This is a genomic window from Leifsonia sp. Ger2509, from assembly GCF_055231915.1.
In genome coordinates this window covers 658,916-673,834 of record NZ_JBUYVB010000003.1, presented here as the reverse complement: position 1 = coordinate 673,834, position 14,919 = coordinate 658,916, and the positions used below count along the sequence as shown (strand labels likewise).

The 14,919-nt window shown below is 68.0% G+C and carries 14 protein-coding genes; 10 read left to right on the top strand and 4 right to left on the bottom strand.

The window, feature by feature from the left end; all coding sequences use genetic code 11:
- Positions 1-29 precede the first annotated feature (29 nt).
- Together ACV7NN_RS03510 and ACV7NN_RS03505 are read left to right on the top strand one after the other, a co-directional pair.
- Entirely contained in the window at positions 30-278 is a 249-nt protein-coding gene (locus ACV7NN_RS03510; protein WP_463348200.1) for a hypothetical protein, read from the top strand.
- A gap of 120 nt (positions 279-398) precedes the next feature.
- Positions 399-1,571, top strand: coding sequence for a S1C family serine protease (locus ACV7NN_RS03505; protein ID WP_463348199.1), 1,173 nt, complete (start codon positions 399-401; stop codon positions 1,569-1,571).
- 122 nt (positions 1,572-1,693) lie between these two features.
- Here ACV7NN_RS03505 and ACV7NN_RS03500 read toward each other — a convergent pair whose 3' ends face one another.
- Complete coding sequence (locus ACV7NN_RS03500; RefSeq protein WP_463348198.1) at positions 1,694-2,158, bottom strand: hypothetical protein; 465 nt, start codon at positions 2,156-2,158, stop codon at positions 1,694-1,696.
- 150 nt (positions 2,159-2,308) lie between these two features.
- Here ACV7NN_RS03500 and ACV7NN_RS03495 point away from each other — a divergent pair, with 150 nt between their 5' ends.
- On the top strand, positions 2,309-3,124 hold the full coding sequence (locus tag ACV7NN_RS03495) for a shikimate 5-dehydrogenase (RefSeq protein WP_463348197.1): 816 nt from the start codon (positions 2,309-2,311) through the stop codon (positions 3,122-3,124).
- Between the two features lie 74 nt (positions 3,125-3,198).
- Here the strand turns inward: ACV7NN_RS03495 and ACV7NN_RS03490 are convergent, their stop codons facing one another.
- On the bottom strand, positions 3,199-3,528 hold the full coding sequence (locus ACV7NN_RS03490; RefSeq protein WP_463348196.1) for a carboxymuconolactone decarboxylase family protein: 330 nt from the start codon (positions 3,526-3,528) through the stop codon (positions 3,199-3,201).
- A 115-nt stretch (positions 3,529-3,643) separates the two neighbouring features.
- Here ACV7NN_RS03490 and ACV7NN_RS03485 point away from each other — a divergent pair, with 115 nt between their 5' ends.
- A complete protein-coding gene (locus ACV7NN_RS03485) occupies positions 3,644-4,189 on the top strand; it encodes a hypothetical protein (RefSeq protein WP_463348195.1) in 546 nt (181 codons plus the stop codon).
- Positions 4,190-4,215: 26 nt separating this feature from the next.
- On the opposite strand, the gene ACV7NN_RS03480 is transcribed toward ACV7NN_RS03485, so the two are convergent.
- A complete protein-coding gene (locus ACV7NN_RS03480; protein WP_463348194.1) occupies positions 4,216-5,001 on the bottom strand; it encodes an SDR family NAD(P)-dependent oxidoreductase in 786 nt (261 codons plus the stop codon).
- 162 nt (positions 5,002-5,163) lie between these two features.
- Here ACV7NN_RS03480 and ACV7NN_RS03475 point away from each other — a divergent pair, with 162 nt between their 5' ends.
- Positions 5,164-6,180 (top strand): sigma-70 family RNA polymerase sigma factor, encoded by a 1,017-nt coding sequence (locus ACV7NN_RS03475; RefSeq protein WP_463348193.1) that lies wholly within the window; start codon positions 5,164-5,166, stop codon positions 6,178-6,180.
- Between the two features lie 103 nt (positions 6,181-6,283).
- Here the strand turns inward: ACV7NN_RS03475 and ACV7NN_RS03470 are convergent, their stop codons facing one another.
- A complete protein-coding gene (locus ACV7NN_RS03470; protein WP_463348192.1) occupies positions 6,284-8,092 on the bottom strand; it encodes a DEAD/DEAH box helicase in 1,809 nt (602 codons plus the stop codon).
- Positions 8,093-8,188: 96 nt separating this feature from the next.
- On the opposite strand from ACV7NN_RS03470, the gene ACV7NN_RS03465 reads away from it, so the two are divergent.
- The 5 genes from ACV7NN_RS03465 (at position 8,189) to ACV7NN_RS03445 (ending at position 14,838) form a co-directional block, all read left to right on the top strand.
- Positions 8,189-9,469 carry an MFS transporter gene (locus ACV7NN_RS03465; RefSeq protein ID WP_463348191.1) on the top strand — a complete coding sequence of 427 codons (1,281 nt, stop codon included), beginning with the start codon at positions 8,189-8,191 and terminating at the stop codon, positions 9,467-9,469.
- Complete coding sequence (locus ACV7NN_RS03460; protein WP_463348190.1) at positions 9,466-9,639, top strand: hypothetical protein; 174 nt, start codon at positions 9,466-9,468, stop codon at positions 9,637-9,639. The genes ACV7NN_RS03465 and ACV7NN_RS03460 overlap by 4 nt, the downstream gene beginning before the upstream one ends.
- Positions 9,640-9,743: 104 nt before the next feature.
- On the top strand, positions 9,744-11,330 hold the full coding sequence (locus tag ACV7NN_RS03455) for an MFS transporter (protein ID WP_463348189.1): 1,587 nt from the start codon (positions 9,744-9,746) through the stop codon (positions 11,328-11,330).
- Positions 11,331-11,435: 105 nt separating this feature from the next.
- Positions 11,436-12,824: a sigma 54-interacting transcriptional regulator gene (locus tag ACV7NN_RS03450; protein ID WP_463351225.1), complete on the top strand. Its 1,389-nt coding sequence runs from the start codon at positions 11,436-11,438 to the stop codon at positions 12,822-12,824.
- On the top strand, positions 12,817-14,838 hold the full coding sequence (locus ACV7NN_RS03445; RefSeq protein ID WP_463348188.1) for a vWA domain-containing protein: 2,022 nt from the start codon (positions 12,817-12,819) through the stop codon (positions 14,836-14,838). The genes ACV7NN_RS03450 and ACV7NN_RS03445 overlap by 8 nt, the downstream gene beginning before the upstream one ends.
- Positions 14,839-14,919 lie beyond the last annotated feature (81 nt).

Sequence of the window (14,919 nt, the reverse complement as noted above, 5' to 3'; positions counted from 1 at the left end):
CGATAGCGCAATGATAGGAGGTGACGCTCATGTCTGCGTCATCCGAGCAGCAACCGCTCGTCGCGTCTGAGCGCGACGGGCTAGAAGGAAAGTACACCCAGGTCGAGCCGGAGACGGCCGAACCTCGGACAGTGCCAGGACAGTACACCGAGCACGACGGGACCGGCCCCGATGGGACCATCGTCGGAACATACATCGGAGCCGAGCGCGACGGCCACGGGCCCCTCGTGCGCAGTTCCACGATGCGCCACGGCAACTTCCCCAAAGCAGAGCACTGACGGCCATCGCCCCTGTCGGCCACCCCGTGCCGGCGGGGGCGATCCTTGCACCGGCGCAGAACTGGGTGTAGACCGAGAGCTGTCTGATTCCGGACGTCGAGCGAGCACTCAGGGGTGTGCATGACAGACAACGGACCCGCTCCCGAAGCGTCGACACCATCTGCAGCGCCGCCACCTGCGGCGCCGGCTACCGGACCCGCGCCGCGCCGGCGCAGGCCGTGGCTGGTCGCAGTCATCGCGGTCGTCGTCGGGCTGGTCGTCGGAGGGCTGCTCGGCTGGGGAATCGGACGCATCGGTGCCAACGCGGCCTCGACCCCGAGCGCGAGCGGTCCTGCGAGCGGCAACGGGAACACCTGCGACGCGATCACCGTCTCGAACCAGGTGCTCCCCGCGGTCGTGACCGTCTCCGCCATCGGGGAGTCGGGTGGGGGCACGGGCACCGGGGAGATCATCCGCAACGACGGCTACATCGTGACCAACAACCACGTGATCTCGGGGGCGGTCGCGGGCGGTACCATCAGCGTCCTCCTGTCGAGCGGTGTGCAGTCGCCCGCGAAGCTCGTCGGGCGCGACCCGCGGTCCGACCTGGCGGTACTGAAGATCGACGCGTCGTCATCGCTGCCGACGGTGCCGTGGGGGCAGTCCGCTGCAGTGGTCGTCGGCCAACCGGTCGTCGCGCTGGGAGCCCCGCTCGGACTCTCCGGTACCGTCACGTCCGGAATCGTCAGCGCCCTCGGGCGCACAGTGCCGGTTCCGAGCGACAACGGTCAGAACGCCATCCTAGCGAACGCGATCCAGACGGATGCGTCGATCAACCCGGGCAACTCCGGCGGCGCCCTGGTGGACTGCGCCGGCAAGCTCATCGGGATCAACTCCGCCATCGCGACGGTGCCGAATTCGGCCGGTCAGGCCGGCGGCGGAAGCGTCGGGATCGGCTTCGCCATCCCCGCGGACTTCGCGCACGCGATCGTCGACCAGATCATCGCCACCGGCAAGGTCACCTACCCGTACTTCGGCATCTCGGTGGCGCCCCTTCCGCCTGCCGCAGCACAGGAGCTCAACGTGCCCGGCGGACTCTACGTCTTCTCGGTGGTCGACGGCGGCCCCTCTGCGCAGGCGGGGCTGCAGGCCGGCGACGTGATCGTCGAGGTGAACGGCCACGCGGCGACGAGCGTCGATGTGCTCACGCAGACGGTCATGACGACGAAGGCGGGCACCTCGGTGCCGGTGAAGTATGTGCGCGACGGCCAGACCCACACGACATCCGTGACCCTGCAGAACCCCGCGTCCTGACAGGAAGTTCGGCAGGGAGAGCTGACGGCGGGGGGCTGGGGGGCTTAGATGCCCGCACCCCCAACGTGAAGCTCGCTAGGTCGAACGGGCAAGCCCATCCCGCCGCTGAACTCCGAGCAGCGTCAGTTGCCATCGACGATATGAGCCAACTCGACCGTCGGATCACTCGTGTCCCCCGAGGCAGCACACAACTCGATCTGGCGACCCGGCCAAGTAACCGTGACAACGACGGCGTTCGCGTCGCCATGCGAATGGTCTGAGACATTCGGGCCTTCACTTTGCGGGACAACCGACTTTGCGTTCATTGGCAAGGGCGCGATCGTGGTGCCGTCGCTCGACTTCGGATACTCGTCGGCGCACGCCTGGAACACGTTCGCGACATCGAAGCCGTTCACAGTGGCGACGGCAGGCGCCGGCTCATCAGTCGCATCAGGGGTGTCCGATGGGAGCGATGACGGCTCATCAGTCGGTGGCCCCACCGGGGCATCCGCCGCTGCCGTTGAATGGCTGTGGACTGTCGCCGCCGTGCAACCAGTCAGGCTAAGCCCGACGATCAACGCTGCCGCCGCGAGAACCGTAACCTTCATGTCTACCCCCATCTCATTGGGCCAGCATATGCGGCAAAGATACGCGACCGCGAAGGGCCAGCGGGTATTGCGCGTGCCGCGTCGGCGCCAGCCGATCTTCTTCCCCCCAAATCAGCAGCTCCTGCCGAACTGGCCTGACAGGATGGGGCCATGCCCATCCTGAACAAGGACATGCAGGTCTGCATGTCGCTCGCAGCCCGGCCCAGCAACCTCGGCACGCGGTTCCACAACTACCTCTACGACGAGCTGGGGCTGAACTTCATCTACAAGGCGTTCACCACCACCGATCTCGAGGGCGCGGTGCGCGGGATGCGGGCCCTGGGCATCCGCGGATGCTCGGTGTCGATGCCGTTCAAAGAAGCGATCATCCCGCTGGTCGACGTGATGGAGCCGTCGGCCGTCGCCATCCGATCGGTGAACACGGTCGTCAACGACGGCGGTGTGCTGACGGCCTCGAACACCGACTACGAGGCCATCGCCCAGCTTCTCGCCGAGCGGAAGGTCGACCCGGCCCAGCGCGTTCTGCTGCGCGGCTCGGGCGGGATGGCCTCCGCCGTGGCAGCGGCCTTCCGCGATGCGGGCTTCGACCGCGTGACCATCGTCGCGCGGAACGCTGCTGCAGGCTCGGCCCTGGCCGAGCGCTACGGCTTCCACTGGGTCGCCGAAGACCCCGAGCCAGGGTTCGACGTCCTCGTGAATGTGACGCCGCTGGGGATGCGCGGGGACGCGGAGGACGTGCTCGCGTTCGGTGCGGATCACATCGAGCGAGCGTCGACCGTGTTCGATGTCGTCGCGTTCCCGTCGGAGACGCCCCTGATCGCGGCCGGGCGCGCGGCGGGCGCGGACCTGATCACGGGCGCCGAGGTGATCGCCCTGCAGGCGGCGCGTCAGTTCGAGCGCTACACGGGCGTGTCCCTGACGCCGGAGCAGGTGGCCAGGGCAGCGGAGTTCTCGCGCTCCGAGTAAGTGTCAGAGGCGGAGCGCGGCCGTCAGGCCGAGGCCCGACCTGGCGCATCGGTCACGCGTGCAGCACGCGGGACTCAGCCCTCGTCGTCGGCCTCGGCGATCGCCTCGATGGCTGCCTCGATCTCGATGGCGAGCGCCTGGACGATGTTCCCGGTCGCCGCCGCGACGCGCGGGGTGCCGACGATCGGCGCGATCGCAGTGAGGACGCCGCGGATCGCCTCGGCGTCGAGTCCCACCTCGCCGGCCGCACCGATGTTCAGCACATAGGAGACCGGCGGTGCATCGACCGCGACGAGGGCCGCGATGCGGACCAGCATCAAGGTCTGGGGATCGAGGGAGGAGGCCGCAAGGGAATCTGCGGTCAGTTGGGCGATCAGGTCGAGAACGGGGGCATCGTCAGCCATGATGGGTTCCTTCGTCGTGTGGTGGATGATGAACGTCTCCATCGCATCGGAAGCCGCTGCAGCGCGCATCACCTCATCAGGGTGAAACGTGCCTCAGGCGCCTAGGCTGTGGCTCATGGCTGGGCGGAAAGGCTGGGCGATCCCTCCGGTCCAGCGCGTCGCCGGGGAGCGCCCGCATCCGTCCTGGGCCCGGCGCAATTTCGTGACGCCCCAGTTCGTCTCCGGCACCGTGCTCGTGAGCGTCATCATCTCGGTCGCCGACGAGAGTCGCGGCCTGGCCGACGTGTTCACGATCACCATCGTCAGTGTGCTGGTCTTCTGGGCGACCGACGTCTTCGTGCAGGCGGTCGCGGCCGAGGGCAGGCGACCGGATGAGCCCATCCACCTTCTCGTCTCCATGCGGTTCGCCCTGCACCGGGCGAAGGGACTCCTGTACGCCGCGGTCGTGCCGCTCTTCTTCCTGGTCGCAGGCGTCAACGGGCTGCACGGCGGAGAGGCCGCGTACTGGGCAGCGCTGCTCTCCGGCGTCGTCATCCTGGCGGCGGTCGGCTGGGTGGCGTTCTCGAAACGTGGCATCCCCTGGTACGGGCACGTTCTCGGCACAGCGGCGACCGCGAGTCTCGGCGCCCTGGCGATCATCCTCAAGATCCTCCTGAAGTAGCGGCGGCGGCGACTCCGCCCGGCGGATCAGTCGTCGAGGCTGCCCATCGTCAGGTTGACGACCGTCCCGGTCAGTCCGCTCGCGCGGTCCGACGCCACGAAGGCGGCGACGTTCGCCGCCTCGTCGAGGGCCATCGTGCGGCGCGGATGGGTCGTGCTCGCCAGGAAGGCCTCGAACTGCTCCCAGGTCATCCCGGGCGGCCTGGTCTCGTACGAGTGCCGCATCGTATCGGTCTCGGGGATACCATGGGGCCGGATCGCGACCACCCGCACTCCGGAGGGTGCGAGTTCGGCGGACAGGTCGCGCGTCATCGCCTCTTTGACCGCCTGTGCCGGGCCGTATCCGCCGTTCAGCAGCGTGCCTTTGCGTGCCGGCAGCGCGGAGAGCGTCATGATCACGCCCGACCGGTTCGGAACCATCCGCCGGGCCGCCAGCCGGGACGTCAGGAAGTACGAGGTCGCGTACGCGGTGATGGGCAGCACGAAGTCTTCGGCGGACAACTCGGTGAGCGGGACGCCGAGGACGGTCGTATCCCGGAGGCCGACGGCGTTGAACGAGATGTCGACGCGACCTGCCCTGTCGATCACGGATTGCAGGTGATCGTCGATCGCACGTTCATCCAGTGCGTCGACGTCCGCCGCTTCGGCCTTTCCTCCGGCCGCGGCGATCGAGCCGGCGACCTCGTCGACGGCTGCGCGGCGACGGCCGGTGACGTGCACTTCCGCCCCCTCCGCCGCGAACGCGCGGGCGATCGCGCCGCCGATGGCGCCTCCTGCTCCGTACACCACGGCCACTTTGTCGTTCAGCAACATCTCTGTTCTCCCTGTCGGTCTGTGACGTACCCTCGGATCGTCCGGGTCGTCGATGATGCAGACACCATGCGGTGCGGAAACTGGGCGCGCCGCGACCGCCCAGTTCCGTGGCCGCCCGGTGTCAGTACAGCTGTAGGCAGTCGAAAGAAGGGTGGCGCTGGGATGACCGTTGTCGCCGGTGAGCTGATGACCAGGGCGCGGGCCGGGGACGGTGATGCCTTCCGCGAACTGGTGGAACCGCATCGCCGGGAACTGCAGGTGCACTGCTACCGGATGCTCGGGTCGTTCCAGGACGCGGAGGACGCGCTCCAGGACACGATGCTGACCGCCTGGCAGGGCCTCCGCGGTTTCGAGGGACGTTCCTCCCTGCGCACCTGGCTGTACCGGATCGCGACGAACCGGTGCCTCAACGCGCGTCGTTCAGCCGCTCGCCGCCCGGCGAAGGAGTGGGACATCCCTGACGTCGAACCGCCCGAGCCCACGAGGATGGGCGAGATCGTCTGGCTCGAGCCATACCCCGATATCCTCCTCGAGGGTTCGGCGAACGTGCCGCCTGGGCCCGAGGCCCGCTACGAGCAGCGGGAGTCCATCTCGCTGGCGTTCGTGACCGCCCTCCAGATCCTGCCGCCGCGCCAGGTCGCCGTGCTCATCCTGCGCGACGTTCTCGGGTTCCATGCCGCCGAGGTGGCGGACATGCTCGGCACGACCGTCGAATCGGTGAACAGCGTGCTCAAGCGCGCCCGTGCCGGGCTTCGCCGCACGCTGCCGGAGACCGACCGGGAGGCCATGCCCGCCGTGGACTCACCCGAGGAACGCGCACTCGTGGCAGCGTTCACGCACGCGTACGAGTCGGGCGATGTCGACGCTCTGGTCGGGCTGCTCACCACCGATGTGCGCATGACGATGCCGCCGATGGCCATCGAATACCTCGGTCGTGAGGCGGTCGGCGCGTTCTTCGAGACGGTCGTCTTCCGTCCGGGAAAGATCTACGATCTGGTCCCGACGCGGGCGAACGGCCAGCCCGCCTTCGCGATGTACCTGCGGGTCCCGGCCGGGGGCATCCGCCACGGGGTCGGGTTCTTCGTGCTCGACGTGCGCAGCGACGGAGTGAGCGGGATCACCCGGTTCGAGGGCAGCGTGCTGCCGTCGTTCGGTCTGCCACGCTCGCTGCCCGCGTAGCCGAGCCCGCGAACACGCGATGCTTGCGTCGAGTCGTCGCTAAGGAACCTCTCCGCGCGGCGTTTCGGTCGGTTAGCGCCGACTCGATCGGGCGGCGAAGCCGTTAACTGCCATGGCGCGGCTTGCGCGGCGCCCCGTCCGACCGGTCATCGCGCGGACCGCGGTCGTCCCGCCTGGCTCCGCGGCCACGGTCGGGCCGGATCTCGATGAGCTTGCCGCTGATACGCGTGTCCTTGAGCTTCGCCAGCACTCCGCCGGGGAGGTCGGCCGGAAGCTCGACGAGCGAGAAATCGGGAAGGATCTTGATGGCGCCGAAGTCCTCGCGGCTGAGACCCCCCTCATTGGCGAGCGCCCCGACGATCTGCCGCGGCTCGACCTTCTGCCGCCGGCCGACCTCGATGCGGTAGGCCGCCATCGGACCGCTGCTCGGTCGGGCGCGGCGCTCCGGGCGCTCCGGCCGCCCTCCGCGATCGCCGCGACCGCTGCGGTCGTCGCGGGCGCCGCGGTCGTCGCCGGCCCGGTCATCCCTCTCGAAGCGGCGGGAGAGTGCGTCGTCGGCGGAGAGGAGCAGCGGCTCGTCACCCTGGGCGACGACCGCGAGCGCGGCGGCGACATCGGCCTCCGGCACGTCGTGGTGCTCGACGTAGTGCCCGATGATGTCGCGGAAATGATCGATGCGATCCGCCTGTGCGAGTGCTTCAGTGATCGCGTCGTCGAACCGGGCGAGGCGGGTGACGTTCACATCCTCGACCGTCGGCAGCTGCATCTGGGTGAGCGGCTGGCGGGTGGCCTTCTCGATGGCGGAGAGCAGGCGACGTTCGCGCGGGGTCACGAAACTGATCGCGGCACCGCTGCGTCCGGCCCGGCCCGTGCGGCCGATGCGATGGACGTAGGACTCCGTGTCGATGGGGATGTCGTAGTTGACGACATGGCTGATGCGCTCGACGTCGAGTCCGCGAGCCGCGACATCCGTCGCCACCAGGATGTCCAGTTTTCCCGCCCTGAGCTGTTCGACCGTGCGCTCCCGCTGCACCTGCGCGACGTCGCCGTTGATCGCCATCGCGGAGTAGCCCCTGGCGCGCAGCTTCTCGGCGAGCGTCTCCGTCTCGTTCTTGGTGCGGACGAAGACGATCATCCCCTCGAAGTTCTCCACTTCGAGGATGCGCGTGAGCGCGTCGACCTTCTGCGGATACGACACCATCAGGTACCGCTGCGTCGTGTTCGCCGAGGTCGTGGTCTTGCTCTTGACCGTGATCTCCTCGGGGTCGTGCAGGTACTTCTTCGAGATCCGCCGGATCTGCGCGGGCATCGTGGCAGAGAACAGCGCGACCTGTTTGTCGTCGGGGGTGTCGGCGAGGATGGTCTCCACATCCTCGGCGAAACCCATCTTCAGCATCTCGTCGGCCTCGTCGAGCACGAGGTACTTGAGCTCCGAGAGGTCGAGCGTCCCCTTCTCGAGATGGTCCATGATGCGACCGGGGGTGCCGACGACGACGTGCACGCCGCGCCGCAGCGCGGAGAGCTGGATGCCGTAACCCTGGCCGCCGTAGACGGGAAGGACGTGGACGCCGCGGATGTGGGCGGCATGCTTCTCGAACGCCTCGCAGACCTGGAGTGCGAGTTCGCGGGTCGGGGCGAGCACGAGGGCCTGCGGGGACTTCTGGGACGTGTCCAGCCGGGAGATGATCGGCAGCGCGAACGCGGCCGTCTTGCCGGTGCCGGTCTGCGCGAGGCCGACGACATCGCGGCCGGCCAGAAGAAGAGGGATGGTCGCGGCCTGGATGGCAGACGGGGTCTCGTAGCCCACATCCTTGAGAGCCTTCAGCGTCGCATCGCTCAGCCCGAGCTCGGAGAAGGTGATCGCTTCGCTGGCAGTGTCTGCCTCGCTCGGCGCTGTTTCGGGAGGCGTCATCCTCCAACGGTAGTCCTTCGAACCCTAGCCATCCGCACCCGAACGGGTCGATGATGGGTTCGTGGACGAACGCGCTGCAGCGATCGGTGCCGGGTCATGAACCCGGCAGCGCGACGTGTGCAGCGCATCTACCTCACTCTGCTTCTCGGCAACACGCTGGCCGCATCGTTCATCTGGGGGATCAACACGATCTTCCTGCTCGACGCCGGACTGACGAACTTCGAAGCGTTCGCCGCCAACGCGTTCTTCACAGCAGGAATGGTGATCTTCGAGATCCCGACCGGTGTGGTCGCCGACACGATCGGCCGCAAGGCGTCCTACCTGCTCGGAACGATCACCCTGTCCGTCACGACGGGCCTGTACTGGCTGCTGTGGCTCTGGCACGCGCCATTCCCGTGGTGGGCGCTCGTCTCGATCCTGCTCGGGCTCGGGTTCACGTTCTTCTCCGGTGCGGTCGACGCCTGGCTCGTCGATGCGCTGGCGTTCACGGGCTTCACCGGGAGCCTCGAGTCGGTTTTCGGAAGAGGCCTGGTCGTCACGGGCATCGCCATGTTCACCGGCTCCGTGCTCGGCGGGGTGATCGCTCAGGCGACCAACCTCGGGGTCCCGTTCCTGATACGCGCGGGAATCCTCATCGTGATGCTGGTCTTCGCTGCCTTCGTGATGAAGGACCTCGGGTTCGCGCCCGACAAGTCGATGGGTCCGGTCAAAGCGACCAGGAACATCCTGCACATGTCGATCGAGCACGGCCTCAAGAGGCGCTCCGTGCGTTACGTGATCCTGGCCGCGCCCTTCGCATCCGGCGTCGGCATCTACGCCTTCTACGCTCTGCAGCCCTACCTGCTTCAGTTGTACGGCGACAAGACGGCGTACTCGGTCGCCGGTCTCGCGGCCGCGATCCTGTCGTTGTCACAGGTCGCCGGTGGAATGCTGGCGTCGCGCGTGCGCAGGCTGTTCGCGCGTCGCACCAGCACGATCATCGGAGCCTCGATCGCCAGCGTCGTCGCCCTCGTGGTGCTCGGCGTGACGAGCATGTTCTGGCTGGCCGTGGTGTTCCTGGTGATCTGGGGCTTCGTCTTCGCAGTCTCGGGGCCGATCCAGCAGTCCTACATCAACGACATGATCCCCTCGAAGCAGCGTGCGACGGTGCTGTCGTTCGAATCGCTGTTCGGGAGCCTGGGCGGTGTGTTCATCCAGCCCGCGCTCGGCCGCGCAGCGGACCTGTGGGGCTACGGAACGTCGTTCGTGATCGGCGGGGCGATCCAGCTGATCGGCATCCCGTTCCTCTTCGCCAGCAGGCGGCAGCACGATCCAGCCGATACCAACACAACGCGTGATGAAGCGGCCCCGGCCGCACCGGAGGTGGCGGAACCATGAGAACAGGCATCGCAGTCATCATTTCGTTCGTCCTCTTCGTGGGAGGGATCGTCGTGCTCGGCTATGCGACGACCCTGCCGGCGTGGCAGGGCCTCACCTTCTTCGGCGGCATCGTGTGCATCGCGCTGTCGATCGCGATCCCGGTGCACGTGCTGCCGAAGCTCGACTGACCCTGCGCATCACCCTGGCCGGATGACGACAGCCTCATCCGCCGGTCCTATCGTGAGGTCATGAGCCGCACGCGCGGCCGTTCCCGAGCGGACAGGGGCCGACCATGACCGGCGAGCAGACCGGCGCTGCAGACAAGACAGAGGCATTCAACGGTCGCCTCGCGCTGCTTCTCGCGATGGCGATGTTCGTGCTCGTCGTCGACACGTCGATCATGAACGTCTCGATCTCGGCGGTGGTGCGCGACCTCAACTCGACGGTGAGCAGCGTCCAATCCGCGATCGCGCTCGAAGCGCTGGTTTCGGCGGCGTTCATCCTGATCGGGAGCAAGATCGGCGACCTGATCGGCCGCAAGCGCGCCTACGTGATCGGACTCCTGGCCTATGCGGCCGGTGCCATCGCGATGACCTTCGCGCAGACGATCCTGGCGATCATCGTCTTCTGGGCGATCATCGGCGGGCTGGGGGCGTCGCTGCTCCTGCCGGCGATGCAGTCGCTCATCCACGGGAACTTCCGCGGTGCGGGCCAGACCCGCGCGTATGCGCTCGTCGGCGCATCCGCTGCGATCGCCGCGGCTGTCGGGCCTCTCCTCGGCGGGTTCATCACCACCTTCCTGTCGTGGCGCGTCGCCTTCGCGCTCGAAGCCGTCATCATCGCCGTCGTGCTCCTCGGCATCAAGCTCGTCCACGATGTGCCGTACACCGGTTCGCGCTCGGTCGACTGGGTGGGCTCGCTGCTCTCGGTCGTCGGGATGGGCGGCATCGTGCTCAGCATCCTCGCCTGGCAGGAAGGCCTCGGCTCGGTCGGCCTGCTGCTGGCGGTCGGCATCCTCGGGCTGGGCGGACTCGTCTTCTGGCTCCGTCGGCGTAAACGGCTGAGCAAGGCCACGCTGCTCGACCCGGAGCTCTTCAGGTCCAAACACTTCCGGTTCGGTATCTCGCAACAGATGCTCCAGCAGATCGCGCTCGGCGGAACGATGATCGTCTTACCGATCTACCTGCAGATGGTGTTCGAGTACAACGCCCTGCAGGCGGGCCTGTCGATCGCACCGCTGTCGCTGACGATGTTCGCGATCGCGGCTCTCGCCGGTCGTCGTGCGGGGCGCCGCAGACCGGTGGTGCTGATCCGCTGGGGCTTCGCCCTGCTGTCGCTCGGCCTCATCATTCTGATCCCCATCGTGCCGCGCGCCGACTCGGGGTGGTGGTTGCTCGGGCCGCTCGTCATCGCGGGGGCCGGCCTCGGCTTCCTGGTGTCGCAGCTGAACAACTACACGCTGTCGCCGATCTCGGATGAGCGGGTCAGCGAGGCGGCGGGCGTGAACTCCGCGGCCGGCTCGTTCGGGCTGTCGTTCGGCCTCGCGTTCGCCGGGGCGATCCTGCTGGCGGCTCTCGTGCCGATCTTCTCGGGGATGGCCACCTCGAGCACGGTGCTGCCCGAGTCGGACCAGCAGCAGGTCGTGCAGACCCTCGAGCACGACGCCCAGGTGATGAGCAACACCCAGCTCGAAGAGCAGCTGGCCGGCCAGCCGCAGGACGTCAAGGACGAAGTGATCCGCATCAACACGGAGGCGCGGCCGATCGCCCTGCAGATCGCGCTGCTCGTCCCCCTCCTGGCCGGGCTGATCGGGTTGTTCCTGTCGTTCCGGATGCTGCGGCTGCCCGACATCCAGATCAAGGAGATGCCGGCGCTCTAGGCGCCACCCGCCGAATGCGTCGCGCGCGTTTCGGGATGCTCTCATTTGGCTGAGTCCGGACCAATCGTCCCGGCGCGGGTTTAGCCTGAAAAGGTGACCAACTCGGTGACCCAGGCTCCACCCATCACGACACTCGGAGAGCTGCGTGCCTCCGGTCATGTGCAGAAGCCGCTGCGGGTCGAAATTCGCGACAACCTCCTGGCGAAACTTCGGGCCGGTGAAGACCCCTGGCCGGGCCTCCACGGTTTCGAGTCCACCGTCATCCCGCAACTCGAACGCGCCCTCATCGCCGGCCACGACGTCGTGCTCCTGGGCGAGCGCGGACAGGGCAAGACGCGCATCCTGCGAACGCTCGGCGGCCTGCTCGACGAGTGGACGCCGGTGATCGACGGGGCGGAGCTGGGCGAGCATCCGTACGATCCGATCACCCACGAATCCCAGCGCCGGGCCCTGGAGCTCGGTGACCGGCTCCCGGTGGCGTGGCGGCATCGCGACGAGCGCTACGTGGAGAAGCTGGCGACGCCGGACACGTCGGTCGCCGACCTGATCGGCGATGTCGACCCGATGAAGGTTGCGGAGGGGCGTTCCCTGGGCGATCCCGAGACCATTCACTTCGGGCTGATCCCGCGCAGCCACCGCGGGATCGTCGCGATCAACGAACTGCCGGACCTCGCCGAGCGCATCCAGGTCGCCATGCTGAACGTGATGGAGGAGCGCGACATCCAGGTGCGCGGTTACGTGCTGCGCCTGCCATTGGATGTGCTGGTCGTCGCGAGCGCGAACCCCGAGGACTACACGAACCGCGGCCGTATCATCACGCCGCTGAAGGATCGGTTCGGCGCGGAGATCCGCACCCACTACCCGACCAGGCTGGACGCCGAGGTCGCCGTGATCCGGCAGGAGGCCGACCTGGTCGCCGACGTTCCCGACCACCTGATCGAGATCCTGGCCCGCTTCACCCGCAACCTCCGCGAGTCGTCATCGGTCGACCAGCGCAGCGGTGTGAGCGCGCGGTTCGCGATCGCCGGAGCGGAGACCATCGCGGCGGCGGCGCTGCACCGGGCGACCCTTCAGGGTGAGGATGACGCGGTCGCGCGGGTGGTCGACCTGCAGGCGGCGGTCGACGTGCTCGCTGGCAAGATCGAGTTCGAGAGCGGTGAGGAGGGGCGCGAGTCCGATGTGCTCACCCACCTGTTGCGGACGGCGACGGCGGATGCGGTCCGGCAGCACTTCGGCGGGCTCGACTTCGGTCCTCTGGTGGCCGCGATCGAGGACGGCGCCATGGTGACCACCGGTGAGCAGGTGGCGGCGCGGCAGTTCCTCGACGACCTCCCGGTGCTGGGCGAGTCGGAGCTGTACGACGACATCGGCGACCGGCTCGACGTGCAGAGCGACGGCGAACTGGCGGCCGCGATCGAGCTCGCCCTCGAAGGCCTGTACCTGGCCCGCAAGGTCGGGAAGGACACGGACGGGATCGAGACCGTCTATGGCTAGGGGACGGACGCACTTCCGGCGGTACGACGGCGGGGACCCGCTCGCGCCGCCGGTCGACATCGCCGAGGCGTTGGATGCTATCGGCGAATCGGTCATGGGCGGAACCTCGCCGGAGCGCGCGATGAACGAGTTCCTGCGCCGGGGCGGCAGGCACCAGACCGGGCTCGACGACCTGGCACGACGGGTGGCCGAGCGCCGCCGCGACCTGCTCCGCCGGCACAACCTCGACGGCACGCTCAACGAGGTGAAACAGTTGCTCGACCATGCCGTGCTCGAGGAGCGCAAACAGCTCGCCCGCGATGCCCTCATGGATGACGACGATCGCGCGTTCGCGGAGATGCGGCTGGAGAACCTTCCCGCGTCGACGGCGGCTGCGGTGACCGAGCTGAGCGACTACCAGTGGCAGTCGCCGCAGGCGCGGGCCGACTACGAGAAGATCAAGGACCTGATGGGCCGCGAACTGCTCGACCAGCGGTTCGAGGGCATGAAGCAGGCGATGGAGAACGCGACGGATGAGGACCGGGCGGCGATCAATGACATGCTCACCGACCTCAACACACTGCTGGAGAAACATCGACTCGGTGAGGACACCCAGCAGGACTTCGACGACTTCATGTCCAAGCACGGCGACTTCTTCCCCGACAACCCGCAGAACGTCGACGAGCTGATCGACTCGCTCGCGAAGCGCTCCGCGGCGGCGCAGCGGATGCTCAACTCGATGACCCAGGAACAGCGCGACGAACTGATGCAGCTCTCCGCCCAGGCGTTCGGCACACCGGAGCTGATGGACTCGCTGTCGCAGCTCGACGCCAACCTGCAGGCGCTCCGGCCGGGGGAGGACTGGCTCGGCTCGCAGCGTTTCGACGGCGAACAGTCGCTGGGCCTCGGGGACGGCACGGGCGTCCTGCAGGATCTGGCGGACCTCGACGAGCTCTCCGAGCAGTTGTCGCAGTCGTATCGAGGCGCGCGGATGGACGACATCGACCTCGACACGCTCTCGCGCCAGCTCGGCGATGAGGCTGCGATCTCGGCACGTACGCTGCGCGAGCTGGAGAAGACGCTGCGCGAGAGCGGAACGCTGCGCCGGGACTCGGCGGGCGCGCTCAAGCTCACCCCGAAAGCGATGCGCCAGCTCGGAAAGTCGCTGCTGCGGGACATCGCGACGCGCTCCTCCGGGCGGCAGGGGCAGCGGGAGCTGCACCAGGCCGGTGCAGCGGGGGAGTCGTCGGGAGCGACGCGCCCGTGGGAATTCGGCGCGACGGAACCATGGGACATCCCGCGCACCATCCTGAACGGCGTCCGCCGACGCATCGGCGACGGGGGAGGCCGCCTGGTGGCGGTCGACGACATCGAAGTGCAGGAGACAGAGGACCGGACCCAGGCGGCGGTCGCCCTGCTCGTCGACACGTCGTTCTCCATGGCGCTCGACAACCGGTGGATCCCGATGAAGCGCACGGCGCTGGCGCTCCACACGCTCATCCGGTCCCGCTTCCGCGGCGACCACCTGCAGCTGATCGGCTTCGGCCGCCACGCCGAAGTGATGGACATCGAGCAGCTGACCGCCCTCGACGCGATGTGGGACAAAGGGACGAACCTGCACCACGCGCTGCTGCTCGCGAACCGCCACTTCCGCAAGCATCCGAATGCCCAGCCGGTGCTGCTGATCGTCACCGACGGCGAACCGACGTCTCATCTCGAGCCGGACGGTTCGGTCAGCTTCTCCTACCCTCCCCATCCGCGCACGATCATGCGGACGTTCGAGGAGCTCGACAACTCCGGGCGGCTGGGCGCGCAGACCACGTTCTTCCGCCTGGGCGACGACCCGGGGCTGGCCCGGTTCGTGGCGTCGATGGCCAAGCGGGTGTCCGGTCGTGTGGTGGCGCCGGAGCTGGACGATCTGGGTGCGGCGGTCGTCTCGTCGTACCTGGGGTCGCGCGCATCCGCCCCCGACGCGGATTTCGGCAGCGAATACGGCGAATGGTTCGGCGGCCGCGGCTTCTGGGTCGGCGGTTAGGCGAACCTCGCGCGAGAAAGCCGTGTTTTCCACGCTGTGCGCCCGCAACGGGCTGCGCACGATTGAGAAATGAACACTGTC